Raw genomic sequence first — 20058 nt, forward strand, 5'->3', positions numbered from 1 at the left:
CCGACGACGGCCCTCGGCCCCGGCTCAGCCGGTCCGCGGCCCGCGGGCGGTGAGTCTCGCCGCGGCCCGGGCGACCGCCTCGTCCGTGGCGGTGATCGCCACGCGGACGTAGCCGTCGCCGCCGGCACCGTAGAACACGCCGGGCCCGGCGATGATGCCCAGGTCCGCCAGTTCGCCCAGCAGGTCCCACGAGTCCTGCGCCGTGGCGTCGGCCGGGTCCAGGTCCGCCCGCCGGGTCCACAGGTACAGCCCCGCCTCGGAGTGGTCCACCGTGTGGCCGGAGGCCTCCAGCGCGGTGCGCAGCGCGTCCCGACGGCGGCGGTAGCGGTCCTTCTGCTCCGCCACGTGTGCGTCGTCGGCCAGGGCCACGGCCATCGCGTGCTGCACCGGGGCGGGCACGATCATGCCCGCGTGCTTGCGGGTGTTGATCAGGGTCGCCACGAGCTGCGGATCCCCCGCGGCGAACGCGGCGCGGTAGCCGGCGAGGTTGGACTGCTTGGACAGCGAGTAGACGCTCAGCAGGCCCGTCAGGTCGCCACCGGAGACCTCGTCGGACAGGATGCAGGGCACGACGGCCCCGTCCCACGCGTCCCAGCCGAGCTCGGCGTAGCACTCGTCCCCGCACACCACGGCGCCCACGTCACGGGCGGCGTCCACCGTGCGGCGCAGCGCCGCCGCGTCCAGCACGGCGCCGGTGGGGTTGGCCGGCGAGTTGGTCCACACGAGGCGCACCCGCTCCCGCACCTCGGGCGCCAGCGCGTCGAGGTCGTCCGCGGCCACGGCCTCCGCCCCGGCCAGCAGCGCGCCCACCGCATAGGTGGGGTAGGCGGCCTCGGGGTGGACGACGACGTCGCCTGCGCCCAGCCCGAGCAGCGTGGGCAGCCACGCGATGAACTCCTTGGACCCGACCGTGGGCACCACGGCCGCCGGGTCCAGCCCGGACACCCCGCGACGCCGGGCGTACCAGTCGACGACCGCGCGGCGCAGGTCGTCCGTGCCGTGCGTCGTCGGGTAGCCGTGCGCGTCGGCGGCCTCGGTCAGGGCCCGGCGGATTAGCGCCGGCGTCGGATCCACGGGCGTGCCGATGGACAGGTCCGCGACGCCGTCCGGGTGGGCGGCGGCACGCTCACGGTAGGGGGTGAGCGTGTCCCACGGGTAGTCCGGCAGCGTCAGCATGGGGCTCAGGCGTCCGCGTTCTGCAGGGGCAGAGCGGAGATGATCGGGTGGTCCTTGGCGATCATGCCCAGCTTGGCGGCGCCGCCCGGGGAGCCCAGGTCGTCGAAGAACTCGACGTTGGCCTTGTAGTACTCGGCCCACTCCTCGGGGGTGTCGTCCTCGTAGTAGATGGCCTCGACGGGGCACACCGGCTCGCACGCACCGCAGTCGACGCATTCGTCCGGGTGGATGTAGAGCATGCGCTCACCCTCGTAGATGCAGTCCACGGGGCATTCGTCGATGCACGCCTTGTCCTTGACGTCCACACACGGCAACGCGATCACGTAGGTCATGGCTGACCGTCCACCTCTCTCTGGGCACGGGGTTGCGGGGCTGCGGTCCAGGGTACTCGCTCCCCCGGACGCGTTTCGCGGGCGGTCACAGTCGCCCGGCGGGGGCGCGTGGCGCCGTCGGCGGCCCCTGCGGGTCGGCGGTCCAGCCGCCGGCCCACGGCCAGCAGGACCAGGCCGAGCGCCGGCTGGCCGACGTTCCAGGCCACGGAGGCGACGACGGCGCCCGGCGCCGCCGCCCACAGGCCGGCCGTCCAGGACACCCCCAGGGCGTCGTCCACCGGCAGGCGCTGCAGGGCCAGGACGGCGGTGAACGCGCCGGCGACGACCGCGGCCCCCGCCGGCAGGGCGCGCCCGCCGCGGTCCGCGCGTCGGACCATCCACCAGCGCTGCGTCGAGCCGACGAGCACGAGCGCCAGCACCGCACCCCAGGGCAGGGTCCAGCCGCCCGGCAGGGAGGCCAGGTTCAGATGGACGGCGGTGCCGAGCGCGCCGGCGACGACGCCGAGCAGCGTCCCGCCCACCACGTCGGCGGGCCGGGCGCGGCGGCGGGGGCGATCAGGCACGGGCGCGGGCGCGCGCGGCCTTCAGGCGCTCGTTGGCGTCCAGGACGACCTTGCGGATGCGGATGTCCTCGGGGGTGATCTCCACGCACTCGTCCTCGCGGGCGAACTCGAGGGACTCCTCCAGGGTGAGCCGGCGCGGGGGCGTCAGGCCCTCGAACGACTCGGAGGAGGCCGCACGCATGTTGGTGAGCTTCTTCTCCTTGGTGATGTTCACGTCCATGTCGTCAGCGCGCGAGTTCTCGCCCACGATCATGCCCTCGTACACCTCGGCGCCCGGCTGCACGAAGAAGGTGCCGCGCTCCTGCAGGTTGATCATGGCGAACGGCGTGGCGGAGCCCGCCCGGTCGGCCACGAGGGAGCCGTTGGTGCGGTACTCGATCTCACCGGTCCACGGCTCGTAGCCGGCCGCGTAGGAGGAGGCGATGCCCGCGCCGCGGGTCTCGGTGAGGAAGCGGGTGCGGAAGCCGATCAGGCCGCGGGCCGGGACCAGGAACTCCATGCGGATCCAGCCCGTGCCGTGGTTGGACATCTCCTGCATGCGGCCCTTGCGGGCGGCCATGAGCTGCGTGACCGCGCCCATGAACTCCTCGGGGATGTCGATGGTCATGCGCTCCATCGGCTCGTGGACCTTGCCGTCCACGGTCCGGGTGACCACCTGCGGCTTGCCCACGGTGAGCTCGAAGCCCTCGCGGCGCATCTGCTCCACGAGGATGGCCAGGGCGAGCTCGCCGCGGCCCTGCACCTCCCACGCATCCGGGCGCTCGGTGGGGAGCACCTTGAGCGAGACGTTGCCGATCAGCTCCTTGTCCAGGCGGTCCTTCACCTGGCGGGCCGTGACCTTGGCGCCCTTGACGCGGCCGGCCAGCGGGGAGGTGTTGATGCCCACGGTCATGGAGATGGCCGGGTCGTCCACCGTGATCAGCGGCAGCGGCTTCGGGTTCTCCGCGTCGGTGAGGGTCTCGCCGATCATGATGTCCTCGATGCCGGCGACGGCGACGATCTCGCCCGGGCCGGCCTCCTCCGCGGGCACGCGCTCGAGGCCCTTGGTGGCCAGCAGCTCGGTGATCTTCACGGTCTTCAGGGCGCCGTCCTGGCGGGCCCACGCGACCTGCTGGCCCTTGCGGAGGGTGCCGTTGAAGATGCGCAGCAGCGCGAGGCGGCCGAGGAACGGGGAGGCGTCCAGGTTGGTGACGTGCGCCTGGAGGACCTCGCCCTCGGTGTAGGACGGGGCCGGGATGTGCTCCATGATCACGTTGAAGAGGGCCTCGAGGTCCTCGGCCTCCGGCAGGGCGCCGTCGGCGGGCTGGGTCAGGGAGGCGCGGCCGGCCTTGCCCGAGGCGTAGACGACGGGGACGTCCAGCACCGAGTCGAGGTCCAGGTCCGGGTCCTCCTCGGCCAGGTCCGAGGCCAGGCCGAGCAGCAGGTCCATGGAGTCGGAGACGACCCCGTCGATGCGCGCGTCCGGGCGGTCCGTCTTGTTGACCACGAGGATCACGGGCAGCTTGGCCGCGAGGGCCTTGCGGAGCACGAAGCGGGTCTGGGGCAGCGGGCCCTCGGAGGAGTCCACGAGGAGCACGACGCCGTCCACCATGGACAGGCCGCGCTCCACCTCGCCGCCGAAGTCGGCGTGGCCGGGGGTGTCGATCACGTTGATGGTGACGGTCTCGCCCTCGGGGGCGGACGGGCCGGAGTAGAACACCGTGGTGTTCTTGGCGAGGATCGTGATCCCCTTCTCCTTCTCCAGGTCCCCGGAGTCCATGACCCGCTCGGCGACGTCGCCGTGCGTGTTGAAGGCACCGGTCTGGCGCAGCATGGCGTCCACCAACGTGGTCTTGCCATGGTCCACGTGGGCCACGATGGCCACGTTGCGCAGATCGGAGCGGCGGGTTTCGGTCGAGGTCATGGGCGTCCTGTCCGGTTCGACATCAAAGGGGTGGAGGCACACGCCGACGGCGGCCCCCGTGCGATTGTACGCGCAGGGGCCGCCGTGGACAGGCGGGCCGGTGGGCCCGAGCGGTCAGTAGACGCCCTCGCCGAGGGAGGCGAGGAATTCCCGGCGCTCCTGGCGACGCTCCGCCTGCTGGTCCGGGTCCGGCACGGGCGCCGCCGCCAGGAGGCGACGGGTGTACTCCTCCTTCGGACGGTGGAGCACCTCCTCCGTGGGGCCCTGCTCCACCTGGCGGCCGTCCTTGAGGACGAGCACCTTGTGGGCCAGCATGTCCACCACCGCGAGGTCGTGAGACACGAACAGGCACGCGAACTCGTAGCGCTGCTGCAGCTCCGCGAACATGTCCAGCACGGCGGCCTGGACGGACACGTCCAGGGCCGAGGTCGGCTCGTCCGCGATGAGCACCTGGGGGTCCAGGGTCAGGGCGCGCGCGATCGAGATGCGCTGGCGCTGACCGCCGGAGAGCTCGTGCGGGTACCGGTTCACCACGGAGCGCGGCAGACGCACCGCATCCAGCAGCTCCTCGGCGCGGGCCAGGCGCGAGCGCCGGTCCCCCACCTTGTGCACGACCATCGGCTCGGTGATGATGTCGCCGATCGGGAACCGCGGGTCCAGTGAGGCCGCCGGGTCCTGGAAGACCACGCCGATGTTCTTGCGTAGGGCGCGCTGCTCGGCCTTGGGCATCGTCGCCAGATCGTGGCCCTGGATGCGCAGAGAGCCCTCCGCGATGGTGAGCAGACCGAGCACCGACTTGGCGATGGTGGACTTGCCCGAGCCGGACTCGCCCACCAGGCCCAGGATCTCGCCCGGGGCCACCTGGAAGCTGACGTCGTGGACCACGCGGTTCTTCTTGCCGCGGTGGTCGTACTCGAGGTGGAGGTTCTCCGCCTCGATCGCGTACCGGGCCTGCGTCTGCGTGGCCGTGACCGGCTCCGGCTCCGCCACCTCGAGGGGCTCGCCGAGGCGCGGCACCGCCGAGAGCAGCTTCTGGGTGTAGGGGTGCCGGGCGTGCTGGAGCACCTGGTGCACCGAGCCCTGCTCCACGAGCTCGCCGTGGAGCATCACGCACACGCGGTCCGCCATGTCCGCCACCACGCCCATGTTGTGCGTGATGAGCAGGATGCCGGTGTTCATCTTGTTCTTCAGGGAACGCAGCAACTCCAGGATCTCGGCCTGGACCGTCACGTCGAGCGCCGTGGTGGGCTCGTCCGCGATGATCACCTTCGGCGAGCAGCTGATCGCCATCGCGATGACGATGCGCTGGCGCTGGCCGCCCGAGAACTGGTGGGGGTACTGCTTGAGGCGGGTGGCGGCGTCGGGGATGCCCACCATGGTGAGCAGCTCGACGGCGCGCTTGTCCGCCTCGGTGCCGTAGGCGATGCCGTGCAGCTCGAGGGCCTCCGTGAGCTGGTCTCCCACGGTGAGGACGGGGTTCAGGGCCGTCATGGGCTCCTGGAACACCATCGCCACCTCGTCGCCGCGGATGCCGCGCAGCTGCCCCGGGGTCATGGTGAGCACCTCGCGGCCGGCCAGCTTCACGGAGCCGGTGACGTCCGCATTGCCCGGGAGCAGGCCCATGGCGGTGGCGCTCGTGACGGACTTGCCGGAGCCGGACTCGCCCACGAGGGCGACGACCTCGCCGGGCTTGACGTCGAACGTCACACCCTTGACCGCGTGCACCTCGCCGAACTCGGTCGCGAACTTCACGTCCACGTCGCGGAAGGCGAGCACCGGCTCGCCGCCCAGGTCGTCGTGGCGGGCCACGACGCCCATCGCGCTCGTCGCGGGGCCCGGAGGCACGCCGCCGGCGCCGGAGGACCCGGGCACGGCGGCGCCGCGCGCCTCGAGGTCGGCCGACGACGCCGCGTGCGAGCCCTGCCCGCCGTCGGTCACGTCGTTCTCCTTCTTCTTGCCGAACATGGATCGGCCTTTCTTGTCGTTCGCGCTCATCGCTGACCGTCCTCGTCCGCGTCGGAGATCCGTGCGGATCCGCCGGCCTCCTCCACGGGGGCCTCGATCCGACCGGCCGTCGGGGCCGCGGCCAGACCGCCCGCCGTCGTCGCACCGGCCTCGGTGGCGGCCGCGCGGCGGCCGAAGAAGCGGAGCCTGCGGTGGGCGCCCCCACCCTGGCGCGGGTCGAAGGCGTCGCGCAGGCCGTCGCCGAGGAAGTTCACGGACAGGGCGATCGCGAGGATGATCATGCCGGGCCACCAGAACAGCCACGGACGGGTGGTGAACGCGTTCTGGTAGTCGGAGATGAGCAGGCCCAGGGACGAGTCCGGCGCCTTCACGCCGAAGCCGAGGAAGGACAGCGAGGTCTCCAGCAGCACCGCGCCCGCGATCGCGAACGTCGCGTTCACGACGATCACGCCGATCGTGTTGGGCAGCAGGTGCTTGAAGATCAGACGGCCCGGCTTGGCGCCCATGGCGACGGCGGCCGCCACGAACTCCTTCTCGCGCAGGGACAGGACCTCTCCGCGCACGAGGCGGGCCAGGGACGTCCAGGACACGAGGCCGAGCACCACCGCGAGCGGGAGGATGCCCATCTTCATGCCGCTGGCCATCTGGCCGAGCACCGCGGCGAGCACGAGCAGCGGGATGACGATGATCAGGTCGGTCAGGCGCATGAGCAGGGAGTCGACCCAGCCGCCGAAGTACCCGGACACGGCGCCGACGATCGCGCCGATCACGGTGGAGAGCAGGCCCACGATGGCCGCGATGATCATGGACTGCTGGGTCCCGCGCATCACGAGGGCGAAGTAGTCCTTGCCCGTGGTGTCCTGGCCGAAGGGGTGCTCGCCCCAGCGGAGGCCCTCGCCCCCGAAGGCCTGCGGCACGACCGACAGCGTCGGGCGACCGCCGTTCACCACGGAGGCCGCGGCCGTGTAGGACTTGTCCCACCAGCCGGGGATGCCGGCGAAGCCGATGGAGGAGAACGCCATCAGCGTGATGAAGACCAGCACGATCAGGGAGATCATCGCCGCCCTGTGGCGGAAGAACCGCTTGCGGACCAGGGCGCCCTGGGAGTAGGACTTCCCGGCCTTGGCGCGGAGCTTGGCGTCCTCCGCCTCCGCAAGGTCGAAGATCTGCTTCTCGTCGAGCTGCGCGCCCGTCATCGAGGAGTTGTTGGTGGTCATCTGGCTCACACTCGAATCCGGGGGTCGAGGACGGCGTAGAGCACGTCCGCCACGAGGTTCATCAGCACGGCGGCGGTGCCCGTCACGAGGAAGAACGCCATCACGGGCATGGGGTCCACGTCGCGCAGGCCGGTGGCGAACAGCTCGCCCATCCCCTTCCAGCCGAACACCTGCTCCGTGATCACGGCGCCGCCGATCAGGCCGGCGAAGTCGAAGGCCATGATCGTGGTGATGGGGATCAGGGAGTTGCGGAACGCATGCTTCAGGATCACCTGGCGCTCCGGCAGGCCCTTGGCGCGCGCGGTGCGGATGTAGTCCTGGCGCGAGACCTCGAGCATGGAAGAGCGCGTGTACCGCGAGTACGTGGCCACCGAGATGATGGTCAGCAGGATGGTGGGCAGCAGAAGCTGCGCACCGCGGTCCAGGAACACCACCCAGAAGTGGGCGTCCAGGTTCGGGGTGCCCGAGCCGATCGTGGAGATCGGGCGCGGCTTGACCTTCAGGAAGGTCGGCCAGTAGTTCATCAGGTGTTCCGCCACGATCGCCACGCCCATGATCAGGGCGGTCACCAGCGAGGCAGACACGGCCGAGCCCTTGGAGAAGCCGCCGAGCAGCCGGCCCACCAGGATGGCCACCAGCACGAGGATGACGCCGAGGCCGGCCAGCAGCAGTGCGGACGGCGTCCGCCACAGCAGGCCGTAGGTGGCGTAGTAGGCGACGAGGCCGATCGCGACCGTGACCAGAGCGGCCTTGAGGACCGACCGGTTGCGCAGACCGGAGATCACCGCGGTGGCGCCGACGGCGGCGGCCAGGCCGATGACCAGCTGCACGACCGGGCCCATCTGCGGATGCCGCCAGAAGTCGACGGCGAACAGCACCCAGCCGGCGAGGAGGATGAACGCGGCGGTGGCGCCGAACGTGAAGGCGCGCCGCCTGAGGTCGCCCGCCATGACGGCCTGCAGGACCAGGCCCGCGAGGACGGCGACCCCGATGAGGAGGGGCCAGTTCAGCTCGGGGCTGCGGATCCAGTCGTTGAACCGGATCCCCATGTACTCCTTCAGGAGCACGGCCGCCCAGAACACGGGCAGCGAGAAGAAGAGGAAGATCAGGAACGTGACCACGTAGTCGAGGCCGGAGTACTGGCGGATCGCGGTGACGATGCCGATCGCGATGCCGATGATGATCGCCAGGACGGTCGCGAGCACCACGAGGCGCAGCGTGGAGGCCGCGGCGTTGCTCAGCAGGTCGGCGACGGACTGGCCGTTTCGGCTGAGGCCGAGGTCGCACTGACCGGTGACGCAGCCGCCGATGCCCTGGAGCCAGTCCCAGTACCGGGCGTACCAGGGCTGGTCCAGCCCCATGAACGCGGTGCGGGCGGCGATGAGGGTCTCGCGGTTGGGGTTCTGTGACTCTCGCAGGTCCTGGAGGGGGTCACCCGAGTGGGCCACGAGGAAGAAGAGCAGGATCGACGCGCCGAACAGCACCAGGAGGGAGCTGCCGAGGCGCTTGAGGATGAATTTCAGCACAACAGGGGGTGACCTTCCGTGCGCGTGCAAGGGAAAGGGAGGGGTGCGGGTTCGCCGCGGTTCACGGCCAGAGCCCGGCCGGTGCCCGGCCGGGCTCTGTCCTCGATCCCGACGCCGGCGGTCCGCGGGAGGCGGACCGCCGGGTCAGAGGTCAGCGGGGTGTCACTCCTGGACGCGGACCCACTGCTCCACGTTCCACAGCGCACCCGACTGGGCGGCGGTGTCGCGCACGTTGGCGACGTCGGCCTTGTGGCCGACCAGACCCGGGTGAGCGTACAGCGGGATGGCCTGGAAGTCCTCCCACAGCAGCTTCTCGATGGTCTTGACCTGCTCCAGCTGCTCGTTCTCGTCCAGCGAGGTGGCGAGCTTGTCCCAGGCCGCGTCCACCTCGGGGTTGTTGTAGCTCTGCTGGTTCTGGGCGCCGTCCGACTGGTAGATGTTCGCGCCGGAGGCCTTCTGGCCCGAGCCGGCCCAGGCGAAGAGGGCGGCGTCGTAGTCACCGGCCGGCATGACCTCCTTGAAGAACACCGGCGAGTTGGCGTCCTGCACGTCGAAGCCGGCCTGGTCGCAGGAGCTCTTGATGAGCGCGACGGTCTCGGTGCGACGCTGGTTGCCGGCCTGGTAGCCGAGGCGGACCGTGGGCTTGGAGACGCCCGACTTCTCGACGAGCTCCTTGGCCTTCTCGATGTTCGGCTGGTCCATCTCCTTCGGGTAGGCCGCGTCCACGACCTCCTGGTACTTGTCCTGGAAGGGGAAGACCTCGCGCAGGTTCATGACCTGGGCGTCCGCGTAGATCGGCTTGATCAGGTTGTCCACGATCTGCTGGCGGGGCAGGCAGAGGGCGAAGGCCTCGCGCAGCTCCGGGGAGTCCGCGAAGACCGAGCCCTCGCCGCGGTTGTAGTCCACGTGCTCCCAGGTCAGCTGGTCACCGGTCTGGACGTTGACGTCCTCGCCGAGGCCCTCGAGCTGCTGGAGGGTGTCCACGGTGGCCTGCGGCTCGATGACGTCGAGGTCGCCGTTCTGCAGGGCCTGCACGTGGGTCTTCGGGTCGGCGAAGCGGAGGACGAGCTCCTTGGTGGCCGCCGGGGTGCCCCAGTACTCGGGGTTGGCCTCAAGGGTGATGGACTGGCCGGCCTGCCAGCCGCCGTCCTTGAACTTGTAGGGGCCCATGGAGGGCACCAGCGAGGCGTCCGGCAGCTCGCCGGGGCTGAAGTCCCAGCCGTCGTTCCAGAACTCGGCCGCCGGGGTGAGCGCCTCGACGTCCTTCTCCTTCGCGGCGGTGACGAGCTCCTCGAAGCTCATGCCCGCCTCCTTGGCGACGATGTGCGCCGGCAGCGCGGTGCTGATGAGGATCTCCCAGTCCGCGTAGGGCTCCGGGTAGGTGACGGTGAACTCCTTGCCGTCGGCCTCGCCCTCGGGCGCCTCCGGGATGTACTTGCCCTGCTCGAAGGAGATCGAGTCGAACAGCGGGGTCTCGGCACCCTCGGCCTTGATCGTGTCGTTGTTCGCGGCCCAGTGGACGATGAAGTCGCCCGCGGTGACGGGGGTGCCGTCGGACCACTTGGCGTCGTCGCTGATGGTGTACTTCACGGTCAGCGGGTCGTCCGAGGTCTTCTCGTACGTGCCGAAGTCCTTGTCCGGGATGATCGAGCCGTCGGTGCCGAAGTACCAGAAGGACGAGAACATGCGGTCCGCGACGGCCGAGTTGTACGTGGTGTACGTGTTCGACTGCAGGCCGTTGTAGGACAGGAAGTCGTCGGCGCCCACCGAGTACGCGATGGAGCCGTCCTGGGTCTTGACGTCGCCCAGGTCGGCCTTCCCCGGCCCGGAGGCCTCGGCGGTGAGCTTCTGACCCTTGTCCCCTTCGATGACGTTGCCGGCGCCCGAGTCGCCGCCCTGGCTGGCGCCGGAGGCGCTGTTGCTGCTGGAGTCGCCTGCATTGCCGCCGCCCGGGGCGCACGCGGAGAGGATGAGGGCCGAGCCGGCGGCCAGGGCCGCGGCAGCGGAGAGCTTCGTGTACTTCATGGAAGGTGCTTCCGTTCATGAGAGGTGCAAGGACGTCGCGCGCCCGCATCCCTGTGGGGACCTGGTGGTGCGAGACGACCCCCGGGCCGTTCCGTCGAGACGGGACGTTCCGTGAGATGGAGCACACTGTAGCGGGAACATTCAGGTTCGCGAAAGTCCGAATCTGGATCCGTCCCGTCCGTGGCGCCGGCGCGGTCAGCGACGACGGTCCGCCAGCAGAGTCCGCACGGCCCACGCCCCGCCCATGCCATGGACGCCGGCGCCCGGCGGGGTGGAGGCGGAGGCCAGATACAGCCCGGTCCGACCCGCCCGGTGCGGCCGGGGCGACGCGGTGGGGCGCAGGAGCGCGCGCGCTCCCGCGAGCGATCCCCCCGCGATGTCACCGCCCACGAGGTTCGGGTTCCACGCCTCCAGATCGGCCGGGCGCATCGCGACCGCGGCCCCGATCCGGTCCCGGAAGCCGGGTGCGTGCCGCTCCACCTCCGCCTCGATCAGCGGACGGACGTCGCCGGGGTGGCCGTGGGGCACATGGGCGTAGGACCAGACGACCGTGTGCCCCCGGGCGGGCCCGGTGGCCCGTGAGGGGTCCGCCGCCTGCTGCTGACAGAGCATGACGAAGGGCCGCGTCGGCATCCGGCCGGCCGCGACGTCGTCCTCGGCCCGCCGGATCTCGGCGGCGGTCCCGCCCAGGTGCACCGTCCCCGCGCCCGCGAGCCGGGCGTCGCGCCACGGGATCGGCCCGTCGAGCAGGAAGTCGACCTTGGACACGGACGGCCCGGGGCGCCACCGGCGCAGGGCCGCGGCGTATCGCGGCGGCAGGCCCGTGCCGGCGACGCGCAGCACCTGGCGCGGGGTCAGGTCCAGCACGACGGCGTCCGCGGCGGGCAGCGCGCGCAGGTCCGTGACCTCGTGGCCCAGGTGCAGCCGACCGCCGTGCGCCCGCAGCACCGCCACGAGCGCGTCGACGATCGCCCCCGACCCGCCGCGCGCCACCGGCCAGCCCGAGCTCATCCCGAGCGCGCCGAAGAGCGCACCGAACGCCGCCGTCAGGGGCCGGCTCGAGGGCAGGATCGCGTGGGCGGCCGAGCCCGTGAACAGGGCGCGGGCGGCCTCCGTGCGGAACATCGCCCGGCCCAGCAGATCGGCCGGCCACGGGGCGCGCAGGCCGAAGCGGGCCATCGCCACCGGATGGGGCGGGGGTCGCAGCACCGGGCCGAGCGCGCCCGCCAGGATCTCGTCGACGTGCGCGACCAGGGCCCCGTGCACGGCCCGCCAGGCCCGCGCGTCGACGCCGAGACCCGCGGCGGTGGCCTCGAGGTCCCGGTGCAGGAGGGCGGCCGGCCCGTCCGGCAGCGGATGTCCCATCGGCATGGCCGGGTGCAGCCAGGCGAGCCCGTGGTCCGTCAGCCCCAGCTCCCGGAACACGGGGCTGGCGACGCCGAACGGATGGCCCGCCGCCCCGAGGTCCACCACGGTCCCCTCCCCCAGCACCGGCGCGGACGCGCACGCGCCGCCGGGCACCGGGGCCCGCTCGAACACGTCCACCTCCCAGCCCTCGCGGGCCAGCAGGGCGGCGGCGGTCAGGCCGTTGGGGCCGGCGCCCACGACGACGGCGCGGCCCGGCTCGACGCCCCGGGGCAGGGCGAATCCGGGGCCGGCGGCGATTTCGGTCATGGTCTCCTCCTGTGGTCCCTAGGATGGTCGCACCCCGCCCGCCGCCCGTCAGGAGGCACTCCCCCGTGGACCCGTTCTGGACCGCGCTCGCTCTCACGACGTTCGCCGGGCTGGCCACGGTGCTGGGCGGCGTCCTGGCGATCGTCGGACGCGAGCCCTCGGGCCGCGGGCTGGGGGCCGCCCTCGGCCTCGCCGCGGGCGTCATGCTCGCGGTCTCCTTCCTGGAGATGCTGCCGGCCGCCGTCGAGGGGCTGGGCGGGGCGGTCGGCCCCGCGGCGACCGCCGTCGCGGTGGCCGCCCTGATCCTCGGCGCAGGCTCCTACGTGCTGCTCGAGCGCGCCGTCCCCGACCCCGTCTCGGAGATGCCGGGCGACGTCGACGACCCGGCCGGCCTGGACCGGCGGCGGATGCTGCGCCTGGGCACGGTGACGGCCCTGGCGATCGGCCTGCACAATCTGCCGGAGGGCTTCGTCACCTTCGCCGGCACCCTGCAGGATCCGTCGGTGGGCCTCGCGCTGGCCGTCGCGATGGCCGTGCACAACGTTCCCGAGGGCGTGGCCGTGGCCGTGCCCGTGCGGCAGGCCACCGGATCGCGGCGCAAGGCCTTCGCGTGGGCCGCGTTCACGGGGATCGCGGAGCCGCTGGGCGCGCTGATCGGCTGGCTGCTGCTGGCCCCGTTCCTCACACCCGCGCTCCTGGCCGCCGTCTTCGCGGCCGTGGCGGGCGTGATGGTGACCGTGAGCCTCGACGCGCTGCTGCCCGCCGCCCGGGCGGCCGGGGGCCGCGCCGCGGCGCTGGGCGGCGTGCTGCTGGGCGTGGCCGCGATGGCCCTCTCACTGGACCTGCTCTCCTGAGCGCCGGGGGGCCGGTCAGTTCACGAGGGCCGGCTGCAGGACCGCCTCGGCCTCGCGCACCTCGCCGTCGGCGGTGCGCCACTGGACGGTGATCCGGTCCCCCACGTTGTGGTCGTTGACCAGGCGGGACATCCGGGAGGCGTCGTCACCGACGGCCCGCCCCTCGATCTCGAGGATCACATCGCCCTCGACCAGGCCGATCTGCTCGGCCGCCGAGCCCGCGTCCACCTGCATGACCACGACGCCGACGTCGGGATCCGCGCCGACCATGATGCCCAGGGCGCCGTCCGCGCCGATGCTCACGGTGTCCGTCTCCTCGCCCGTCAGGACCTGGTCCACCACGTCGAAGGCCACCTCCAGCGGGATCGCGAAGCCGTCCACCTCGTCTGCGGTGGTCCCGTCGCTGGCCGCCACGGTCACGCCGACCACCTGGCCGGCGTCGTCCACCACCGGGCCGCCGGAGTAGCCGGGCACGACGTCCGCGTCCGTCTGGATCAGGCCGGACAGGCGCGCGTACTGATCGGTGCCCTCGGCCGCGGCCATGATCGAGCGGTCCGTGCCGAGCACGGTGCCGCGCACGGCCGTCAGGTGGCCCTGGCCTCCGCCGTTGCCGACGGCGGCCACCTGGTCCCCGCGCCGCACCGGGTCCAGCGAGACGCTGGCCACCGGCAGGTCCGAGACGCCCTCGACGTCGAGCACCGCGATGTCGTGCTCCGCATCGCGCCCGAGCACCGTGGCCGTGTGCCGCGCGCCGGTGTCCGCGACCACCACGTGCACCTCCGAGGAGTCCTCGACCACGTGGTAGTTGGTCACCGCCAGCCCGTCCGGGGAGAGCACCATGCCCGTCCCCGTGCCGGTGCGGGCGCCGAGGGCGGTCTCCACGAGGAGGATGCCCGGGGCGTCCGCGACCGGCTGGCCCGGGTCCAGGGACGATCCGTCGTGGGCCGATGCGGACCAGTCCACCGCCACACCGTCGTGGATGTGGGTCAGGCCCGCCGCGAGCTCGCCCGCCTCCCGGGCGGGGGCCTCGGCGGCGGGCACGGTCGGGGCGGAGTCCGCGGCGACGTCGACCATCCGGCCGGCGAGGAGCGCGGTGAGGCCCCCGGCCAGAACCAGCGCCCCGAGCACGCCGAACAGCGCGATGACGAACGCCAGGGGCGAGCGTCGTGCGCGCGGCGGCCAGCCCGGCGGCGTCACGCTCAGCCCCGGGCGGCCGCCAGGGCGGCCTCGTAGTCCGGCTCCTCGGAGATCTCGGGGACGAGCTGGGCATGACGGACCACGCCGTCGGCATCGACCATGACGACGGCGCGGGCCAGCAGGCCCTCGAGCGGACCGTCGGTCATGCGCACGCCGTAGTCGCCGCCGAACGACGAGCGGAACACAGAGCCGCTGCGGACGTGGTCGATGCCCTCGACCGAGCAGAAGCGCGCGGCGGCGAACGGCAGGTCCGCGGACACGGCCACGACGGTGGTGTCCCCGAGGTCCGCGACGCGGGAGTCGAACTCGCGGACGGAGGCGGCGCACACGCCGGTGTCCAGGGACGGGAAGATGTTCAGGATCACGCGGCGGCCGCGCAGCTCCCGCAGGGTCACCGGGGACAGGTCCGCCCCGGTGAGGGTGAAGTCGGGGGCGGGGGAACCCACCTGGGGCAGCTCACCGACGGTGTGGACGGGGGTGCTCTTCATGTGGGTCGTCGCCATGGGGACAGCCTAGGATGGGCGCGGCCGGACGGGAGCACTCCCCGCCCGGCTCGGCGGACGGCGAACACGGAGGGACCGACCATGACCGAGCCCATGACGTCCAACGTCACCGACACGGCCCTGCTGTTCGAGGGCGGGGGCATGCGCGCCGCGCTCACCTCGGCCGTGGTGGCGGAACTGCTGCGCGAGCGGATCCACGTGGACTTCGTGGCCGGCATCTCGGCGGGCTCGTCCAACGCCGTGAACTACCTGTCCCGCGACCCGGCCCGTGCGCGGCGCTCATTCGTGGACTTCGCCGACGATCCTCGGTTCGGCAACTGGCTGAGCTTCGTGCGCGGCAAGGGCCTGTTCAACGCCGAGTACATCTACGAGCACGCCGGCCTGCCCGAGGCGGACCTGCCCTACGACTTCGCCACGTTCCGCGCGAACCCCGCCCGGCTCGTGCTGGGCGGGTTCGACGCCGCGAGCGGCGAGACCCGCTGGTGGGACCGCTCCGACATGACCACCCTGACCGACCTGATGGTCCGCGTCCGCGCGTCGTCCACGATGCCGGTCCTCATGCCCCCCGTGCACGCCGAGGGCACCGTGTTCGTGGACGGCGCCCTCGGCGTGGACGGTGGGATCCCGCTGACCGCGGCGGAGGACGCGGGGTTCGAGAAGGTCCTCGTGGTCCTGACCCGGGAGCGCGGGTACGTGAAACGGCCCGAACGGTTCCCCTCGTTCTACCAGCGCACCTTCCGGCGCTACCCCGCCGTCGCGGACGCCCTGCTCACGCGCTGGCGCCGGTACAACGCGACCCGCGAGCGCCTGTTCGAGATGGAGCGGCAGGGACGGGCCTATCTGTTCGCGCCCGAGACCATGCCCATCGCCAACGGCGAGCGGTCCGTGGCCAAGCTGGCCGCCGCCCACGAGCTCGGCCTGGACCAGGTGCGCCGCGAGATGCCGGCGATCCGCGCGTTCCTGGGGCTGCCGGCGTCCCGTTGAGCCGCGCCTGATCCGATCGGCGGGTCAGGCCTCGGCGCGGGCGGCCGAGTCCGGCAGGCCGAACACCGAGTCGAACGCGTAGGCGTACACCGCGGCGTAGACGAGGAAGAACACGAGCAGGCCAGCCTCGATGAGGAACGCCTCCCCCAGCCCGACGCCGAGGATCAGCGCCACCGCGGGCACGAGGAACACGATCAGACCGCCCTCGAAGCCGACGGCGTGGGCCACGCGCACCCACCAGGGCCGGCCCGTGATGCCGAGGCGGCGTTCGAGGGTCTCGAACACCGAGTTGAACACGATGTTCCACAGCAGGGCCACGGTCGAGGACACGACCGCCACGGCGAGCGAGGGCCCGCCGCCGTTGCCGAGCGCCGCCAGGATCACGGTGGTGAAGAGGATGGCGAGCAGCTCGAAGACCACCGCGTAGACCACGCGGCGCAGCAGGGGCGTCCGGAACACGCGGCGGCGCACGAGCGCGTCCCGGCCTCCCGGGCCCCGCGGCACGTCGGAGGGCGGCGTCGACGCGGGGTCGACGCCCGGGCGGGCGCGGCGGGTCTCGGACACGGCGCCCAGCCTAGAGCTGGCACCGCAGGGCGCCGAATCCGGCGGAACCGGCCGCCCGCCGTCGTCGCTCCTCGATGAGGGGCGGGCGCGCCTTCACCGCGCCCCGGCCGCCTGCCTAGAGTTCGAGGCATGAAGCTCACCGATGACCTGCTGCAGAAGTTCAACGACCAGATCACCCTCGAGTTCGAGGCGTCCATGGTCTACCGCCAGCTCGCGATCGCCGCCGACGACCTGGACCTGTCCGGGATGGCCGCGTGGCTGCGGCACCAGGCGGACGAGGAGATCGTCCACGCGAACAAGTTCATCGACCACGTCGCCGACCGGGACAGCTTCCCGACGATCGGCGCCATCCCGGCCCCGCCCGTGCAGGCCGGCCTGTCGGCCCTGGAGATCTTCCGGGCCGCGCTCGCGCACGAGCAGAAGGTCTCCGAGGCGATCCGCGAGCTGTACCGGGCCACCGAGTCCGCGGGCGACCTCAACTCGCGCCCGCTGCTGAACTGGTTCCTGGACGAGCAGATCGAGGAGGAGGCCACCGTCTCCGAGATCGTGGGCCAGCTCGAGCTCGTCGGCGATGACGGCTCGGGCCTGCTCCGCATCGACGGCCGCCTGGGCTCCCGTCCCGTGGAGACCACCGAGAACGACGCCTGAGCCCACCGGCGGCCTCGTCGGCCGCGCACGCACCGGCCCGGTCCCCCACGGGACCGGGCCGGTGCGTGTCCGTCCCCGCCGCTATGCTCGACCTGCGTCCTGCCCGCGCACCGGCGCGCCCGTCGGCCCCACCCCAGGAGGAACCATGGTCGGACTCGTAGCCCTGCTCGACGACGTCGCCGCCCTCGCCCGCCTCGCCGCCGCGAGCGTGGACGACGTGGCCGCCGGAGCGGGACGCGCCGCGGCCAAGGCGGCGGGCGTGGTGGTCGACGACGCCGCGGTGACCCCGCAGTACATGGCCGGCGCGGCCGCCGCCCGCGAGCTGCCGATGATCTGGCGGATCACCAAGGGCTCCCTGCGCAACAAGCTCGTGTTCATCCTGCCCGCCCTGCTGCTGCTCGACTGGCTCGCCCCCTGGATCCTGCCGTGGCTGCTGCTGGCCGGCGGCACCTACCTGTCCTATGAGGGCGCGCACAAGGTGTGGGGCAAGCTCACCGGCCACGGGCATGCCGACGACGAGGAGCCCGCCGTCGAGCGGGGTCCGGAGGCCGAGGACACCGTGGTGCGCGGGGCCATCACCACGGACTTCATCCTGTCCCTGGAGATCATGGTCATCTCCATGAACGAGGTGGCCGACCTGGGCTTCTGGATGCAGGCGGCGGTCCTGGCGGTGGTGGCCGTCCTCATCACCGTGGGCGTGTATGGGGCCGTGGGGCTGATCGTGAAGATGGACGACGTCGGCCTGCACCTGCACCAGAACGCCTCGACCTCCGGCGGCCGCTCGTTCGGCGCCGGGCTGGTCAAGGCCATGCCGCACGTGCTGCGCGTGGTGACCGTCATCGGCACCGTGGCGATGCTCTGGGTGGGCGGCCACATCGCCCTCGTGGAGCTGGACGCGCTGGGCGTGCCGTGGCCCTACGCCGTGCAGCACGGGATCGTCGAGCCCGTCACGCACGCCGCCGGCGCGTTCCTCGGCTGGCTCACGGAGACCGCGACGTCGGCCGTGTGGGGCCTGCTCTGGGGCTCGGTCGCGCTCGGGGTGGTCCTGCTCGTCGGACGCCTGCGCGGAAACAAAGCCGCGCCCGCCCACTGATGCGGCGGCCGACCGGTCCACTCCCACCCGCGCCCGACGCCGAGGCCCGCAGACGCGCCGCTACGCACGGAACGTAGCGGCGCGTCTGCGGGCCTCGGCGCTGTCTCCGTCTCCCGACGGGCCCCGTCAGTCGGCGGTGAGGAAGGTGCGCACCGCGGAGACGAAGGCCTCGGGCTGGTCGGCGTGCAGCCAGTGGCCGGCGTCACGGACGGTCACGCGCACGACGCGCGGGAACAGCTCCTTCATCCGCGGCACGTCCTCATCCTGGACGTAGTCCGACTCGGCGCCGGCCAGCCACAGGACCGGATGGTCGAACACGCGCTCCGGATCCTCGGGGACCACCGGGTCCGGGAACGAGCCGATCTCCCGCAGGTGCTCGAAGAGCATGGCCACGTTGGGCTGCCACGCGAAGTGGCCGGCCGTGCGCCGCAGGTTCTGCAGCAGGAAGCCGCGCACCCGCGCGTCGTGGACGTGCTCGGCCATGGCCGCGTCGGCCTCGGCCCGCGAGTCGTACGCGTCCAGGTCCATGCGCAGCATGGTGCCCAGCAGGTGCACGAACTCGTCCGTGGCCTGCGGTGAGAGCCGCGGGGAGATGTCCTCCACGATCAGCCGGTCCACGAGCTCCGGGTGCCGCAGGGCGAGCACCATCGCGACCTTGCCGCCCATCGAGTGGCCCAGCAGGTGGACCGGCCCGTCGGCGGCGAGGCCGGCGCGCAGGTGGGCGGCCACCCGGTCCGCGATCTCGCGGTAGTCCACCCGGTCCGTCCAGGGCGAGGCGCCGTGGTCCGGCAGATCGATCAGCTCCACCGTGAAGTCGTCGCCCAGCTCCTTGGCCGGGCCGGTGAAGTTCCGGCCCCGGCCCATGAGGCCGTGCAGGAACGCGACGCCGCGCGGGCCCTCCCCGATGCGGGTGGAGGCCAGGGGGGCGTCGGACGGGTCGGAGGCGGCGGCGGTCGTGTTCACCCGACTCAGGCTAGCGCGGGACCGCGCCGGCGCCTCCCCCGCCTTACAGTCATCTCGACCCTCTGAGATGGGCGCGAACAGTGTCATACTGACCAGAACAGCCCCGCCAGTCCGCCCCGGGAGGTCCCATGCCGGTCGCTGAGGCCCGCGTCAGCGTGGCCGTGTCCACGGCCGTCTTCGGCGTGCGCCCGGACCCGCACGGCGTGCCCCGCCTCTGTGTCGCCCTCGTCCCGCGGATGCGCGAGCCGTTCCTGGACCGGTGGGCGCTGCCGGGCGCGTGGCTCGGCGCGGACGAGGAGCTGGCCGACGTCGCCGCACGCGTGGCCGCCGAGTGCGTGCCCGGTCCCGTCCGTCGCCTCGAGCAGCTGGCGGCGTTCGGCGCCGTGGACCGTTCCCCCACCGGACGCGTCCTCACGGTGGCCCACTGGGCGCTCAGCCCCGTCCTGGACGACGACGGCGCCGCCCCGGCGTCCCGCCCGGACCCGGACGTGGCCGGGCTGCCCATCGGGGTCCATGTGCGCTGGCACCGGGCCGACGCGCCGCCCGCGCTGGCGTTCGACCACGCCCAGATCCTGGCGGCGGCCGTGGCGCGTCTGCGCGCGGACCTGCCGCGAGCCGGCGTCGGGCACGCGCTGCTGGGGCCCTCCTTCACCCTTGCCGAGCTGCGCGCCGTGCACGAGGCCGTCCTCGGCCGCGGCCTCGACGCCGCCAACTTCCGCCGCGCCACCCTCGCCGCCGGGACCCTCGAGGAGACCGGCGAGGTCCGCGGCGGCACCCCGCACCGCCCGCCCAAGCTCTACCGGTACCGGCCCGCCGGGCCCGGGACCGACCCCGATCCCGCCGGGCCGGATGCCCGCCGCTGACCACCAGC

Annotated in this window: 18 protein-coding genes; 5 read left to right on the forward strand and 13 right to left on the reverse strand. The window is 72.7% G+C overall.

The window, feature by feature from the left end:
• Positions 1 to 24: 24 nt before the first annotated feature.
• The 9 genes from dapC to B1A86_RS07820 all read right to left on the reverse strand — a co-directional run bounded on the left by dapC (position 25) and on the right by B1A86_RS07820 (position 12381).
• On the reverse strand, positions 25 to 1176 hold the full coding sequence (gene dapC / locus B1A86_RS07780) for a succinyldiaminopimelate transaminase (RefSeq protein ID WP_078025859.1): 1152 nt from the start codon (positions 1174 to 1176) through the stop codon (positions 25 to 27).
• Between the two features lie 5 nt (positions 1177 to 1181).
• Entirely contained in the window at positions 1182 to 1508 is a 327-nt protein-coding gene (gene fdxA / locus B1A86_RS07785) for a ferredoxin (protein WP_036316465.1), read from the reverse strand.
• The gene (locus B1A86_RS07790) at positions 1505 to 2071 is read right to left on the reverse strand and encodes a hypothetical protein (protein WP_078025860.1); all 567 of its coding nucleotides are present in this window, start codon (positions 2069 to 2071) and stop codon (positions 1505 to 1507) included. Before B1A86_RS07790 ends, fdxA begins: the two co-directional genes overlap by 4 nt.
• The gene (gene typA / locus B1A86_RS07795; RefSeq protein ID WP_078025861.1) at positions 2064 to 3974 is read right to left on the reverse strand and encodes a translational GTPase TypA; all 1911 of its coding nucleotides are present in this window, start codon (positions 3972 to 3974) and stop codon (positions 2064 to 2066) included. Before typA ends, B1A86_RS07790 begins: the two co-directional genes overlap by 8 nt.
• 114 nt (positions 3975 to 4088) lie before the next feature.
• On the reverse strand, positions 4089 to 5969 hold the full coding sequence (locus tag B1A86_RS07800) for an ABC transporter ATP-binding protein (protein ID WP_052001167.1): 1881 nt from the start codon (positions 5967 to 5969) through the stop codon (positions 4089 to 4091).
• Entirely contained in the window at positions 5966 to 7156 is a 1191-nt protein-coding gene (locus B1A86_RS07805) for an ABC transporter permease (RefSeq protein ID WP_036339168.1), read from the reverse strand. The genes B1A86_RS07800 and B1A86_RS07805 overlap by 4 nt, the downstream gene beginning before the upstream one ends.
• Positions 7157 to 7161: 5 nt before the next feature.
• Positions 7162 to 8682 (reverse strand): ABC transporter permease, encoded by a 1521-nt coding sequence (locus B1A86_RS07810; protein WP_036339165.1) that lies wholly within the window; start codon positions 8680 to 8682, stop codon positions 7162 to 7164.
• Between the two features lie 162 nt (positions 8683 to 8844).
• The gene (locus B1A86_RS07815; RefSeq protein ID WP_036339161.1) at positions 8845 to 10707 is read right to left on the reverse strand and encodes an ABC transporter family substrate-binding protein; all 1863 of its coding nucleotides are present in this window, start codon (positions 10705 to 10707) and stop codon (positions 8845 to 8847) included.
• A gap of 195 nt (positions 10708 to 10902) precedes the next feature.
• Positions 10903 to 12381 (reverse strand): NAD(P)/FAD-dependent oxidoreductase, encoded by a 1479-nt coding sequence (locus tag B1A86_RS07820; RefSeq protein WP_078025862.1) that lies wholly within the window; start codon positions 12379 to 12381, stop codon positions 10903 to 10905.
• Positions 12382 to 12446: 65 nt separating this feature from the next.
• Here B1A86_RS07820 and zupT point away from each other — a divergent pair, with 65 nt between their 5' ends.
• Positions 12447 to 13235, forward strand: a complete 789-nt coding sequence (zupT, locus tag B1A86_RS07825; RefSeq protein ID WP_078025863.1) for a zinc transporter ZupT — start codon at positions 12447 to 12449, stop codon at positions 13233 to 13235.
• A gap of 15 nt (positions 13236 to 13250) precedes the next feature.
• Here zupT and B1A86_RS07830 read toward each other — a convergent pair whose 3' ends face one another.
• Together B1A86_RS07830 and tpx are read right to left on the reverse strand one after the other, a co-directional pair.
• Entirely contained in the window at positions 13251 to 14432 is a 1182-nt protein-coding gene (locus tag B1A86_RS07830; protein WP_078025864.1) for a S1C family serine protease, read from the reverse strand.
• 2 nt (positions 14433 to 14434) lie between these two features.
• Positions 14435 to 14935, reverse strand: a complete 501-nt coding sequence (tpx, locus tag B1A86_RS07835; protein WP_078025865.1) for a thiol peroxidase — start codon at positions 14933 to 14935, stop codon at positions 14435 to 14437.
• An 81-nt stretch (positions 14936 to 15016) separates the two neighbouring features.
• Here tpx and B1A86_RS07840 point away from each other — a divergent pair, with 81 nt between their 5' ends.
• Entirely contained in the window at positions 15017 to 15919 is a 903-nt protein-coding gene (locus tag B1A86_RS07840) for a patatin family protein (RefSeq protein ID WP_078025866.1), read from the forward strand.
• 24 nt (positions 15920 to 15943) lie between these two features.
• Here the strand turns inward: B1A86_RS07840 and B1A86_RS07845 are convergent, their stop codons facing one another.
• A complete protein-coding gene (locus B1A86_RS07845) occupies positions 15944 to 16483 on the reverse strand; it encodes a PACE efflux transporter (protein ID WP_078025867.1) in 540 nt (179 codons plus the stop codon).
• 129 nt (positions 16484 to 16612) lie between these two features.
• Here B1A86_RS07845 and B1A86_RS07850 point away from each other — a divergent pair, with 129 nt between their 5' ends.
• Both B1A86_RS07850 and B1A86_RS07855 read left to right on the forward strand, forming a co-directional pair.
• A complete protein-coding gene (locus B1A86_RS07850; RefSeq protein WP_020626453.1) occupies positions 16613 to 17131 on the forward strand; it encodes a ferritin in 519 nt (172 codons plus the stop codon).
• Between the two features lie 145 nt (positions 17132 to 17276).
• Complete coding sequence (locus tag B1A86_RS07855) at positions 17277 to 18224, forward strand: DUF808 domain-containing protein (RefSeq protein ID WP_020626452.1); 948 nt, start codon at positions 17277 to 17279, stop codon at positions 18222 to 18224.
• A gap of 126 nt (positions 18225 to 18350) precedes the next feature.
• Here B1A86_RS07855 and B1A86_RS07860 read toward each other — a convergent pair whose 3' ends face one another.
• Complete coding sequence (locus B1A86_RS07860; RefSeq protein WP_078025868.1) at positions 18351 to 19187, reverse strand: alpha/beta fold hydrolase; 837 nt, start codon at positions 19185 to 19187, stop codon at positions 18351 to 18353.
• Positions 19188 to 19315: 128 nt separating this feature from the next.
• On the opposite strand from B1A86_RS07860, the gene B1A86_RS07865 reads away from it, so the two are divergent.
• A complete protein-coding gene (locus B1A86_RS07865) occupies positions 19316 to 20050 on the forward strand; it encodes an NUDIX hydrolase (protein ID WP_069941600.1) in 735 nt (244 codons plus the stop codon).
• The last annotated feature ends 8 nt before the right edge of the window (positions 20051 to 20058 follow it).

Origin of the sequence: Micrococcus sp. KBS0714, assembly GCF_002008305.4 — a bacterium.
Classification (GTDB): Bacteria; Actinomycetota; Actinomycetes; order Actinomycetales; family Micrococcaceae; genus Micrococcus; species Micrococcus luteus.

Excerpts from the sequence above, each read along its gene's own strand:
- B1A86_RS07820 (WP_078025862.1), bottom strand. The coding sequence starts at position 12,381 with ATGACCGAAATCGCCGCCGGCCCCGGATTCGCCCTGCCCCGGGGCGTC.
- B1A86_RS07840 (WP_078025866.1), top strand. The coding sequence starts at position 15,017 with ATGACCGAGCCCATGACGTCCAACGTCACCGACACGGCCCTGCTGTTC.
- typA (WP_078025861.1), bottom strand. The coding sequence starts at position 3,974 with ATGACCTCGACCGAAACCCGCCGCTCCGATCTGCGCAACGTGGCCATC.
- B1A86_RS07815 (WP_036339161.1), bottom strand. The coding sequence starts at position 10,707 with ATGAAGTACACGAAGCTCTCCGCTGCCGCGGCCCTGGCCGCCGGCTCG.
- B1A86_RS07800 (WP_052001167.1), bottom strand. The coding sequence starts at position 5,969 with ATGAGCGCGAACGACAAGAAAGGCCGATCCATGTTCGGCAAGAAGAAG.
- B1A86_RS07855 (WP_020626452.1), top strand. The coding sequence starts at position 17,277 with ATGGTCGGACTCGTAGCCCTGCTCGACGACGTCGCCGCCCTCGCCCGC.
- B1A86_RS07850 (WP_020626453.1), top strand. The coding sequence starts at position 16,613 with ATGAAGCTCACCGATGACCTGCTGCAGAAGTTCAACGACCAGATCACC.
- fdxA (WP_036316465.1), bottom strand. The coding sequence starts at position 1,508 with ATGACCTACGTGATCGCGTTGCCGTGTGTGGACGTCAAGGACAAGGCG.
- tpx (WP_078025865.1), bottom strand. The coding sequence starts at position 14,935 with ATGGCGACGACCCACATGAAGAGCACCCCCGTCCACACCGTCGGTGAG.
- B1A86_RS07865 (WP_069941600.1), top strand. The coding sequence starts at position 19,316 with ATGCCGGTCGCTGAGGCCCGCGTCAGCGTGGCCGTGTCCACGGCCGTC.
- dapC (WP_078025859.1), bottom strand. The coding sequence starts at position 1,176 with ATGCTGACGCTGCCGGACTACCCGTGGGACACGCTCACCCCCTACCGT.
- B1A86_RS07805 (WP_036339168.1), bottom strand. The coding sequence starts at position 7,156 with ATGACCACCAACAACTCCTCGATGACGGGCGCGCAGCTCGACGAGAAG.